This is a genomic window from Endozoicomonas sp. SESOKO4, assembly GCF_024606275.1.
The window spans coordinates 1-1,079 of sequence record NZ_JAHHPS010000094.1; the positions used below are offsets into that span (position 1 = coordinate 1).

Here is a 1,079-nt window from a genome sequence, read left to right on the forward strand (position 1 = left end):
GCGCCCGGAAAAAATAACATCCATAACATGTCGATTAAAATACTCTCTCATATTATTTCTGTTCTCGCGCAGACCAATGATTAACTTGTTGGTTCTACAAGGTTCACGAGCACTATCAACCAGTTCCTGCCTGAATTTTACGAAAAAATTAAAGACAATACCGAACTCAGAAAAAAAGCCTCTTCCATCAAGAAGGGTTCGAAAAAATGGATATATCTCCTTCAACAATTTCTCGAACCTGATTTTATGCCAAAAGTTACCAAAAGGAACAATCTTTGGGGTAACATCATCCGGTACGTTTTCCTTTTTTTTAAGATAATCAACCAGCATATCCTCCCAACTGTAATGTATTCCAGGCCAACAAGCTTTCGCTTCCTCTGCTGCCCATTCGGAAAAAATAGCATTTAGAAAAGACTGTATCTCTTCAACCCGCTCGTGGCTCATGGTTTTAGCCGCCACGTATTTCTCGGGGCTCCTTTCAATAGTAAAACACCGATCATGAACCAGACCTTCCTGGCATAAAATAAAATCGATAAAAATCTCTGTTAATTCATCTCTTTGAACATCTTCATAACGTTCCCTTGCGATTTCTTTGTATATCAGTGAATGCGTGAGGTTTTCAATGGTCCTTCGGAAACGCTCAGCCACCTCCTCAGCGGTAAACGTCTCGCTGAGTCCGGCTAAATTTATGGCCTCACAATCATGAGAATTAACCCAGTGGGAAACTTTTCGCTCGGGAATCGTCTGATTGGCAATCTTATGACCGCAACCCGACACAATAGAGCCGAGCCCTCTTAGGTTCTCTGCCGATGCAAAGGATGTATCCTCAACCCGTAGCTTTCTTGAGAAACTTTTGAATACTTTTTGTTCTGAGTCAAAGCTTTCATCATTCTTTTCAGCAAGGTGGCTTTGATGAAATCCGTAACTATCTGTTTTGCTTTTGTTTATATTCATAAATCCCTCTATTGAACACATTTGATTTTTTTAAGCTATGTGTGCTTTAGACTGTTAATTTCTAAAAAAATTCCAGAACAATCGTTCATCTTTCCCAGCGCTGACCTGCTGCATGAGTCTGTTGA

Annotated in this window: 1 protein-coding gene; it reads right to left on the reverse strand. The window is 40.2% G+C overall.

Going from position 1 to position 1,079, the window contains the following annotated elements; translation table 11 throughout:
• A partial coding sequence (locus KDK16_RS01595; protein WP_257254111.1) for a hypothetical protein occupies window positions 1–648 on the reverse strand: 648 nt, incomplete at its 3' end.
• Between the last annotated feature and the right edge of the window lie 431 nt (window positions 649–1,079).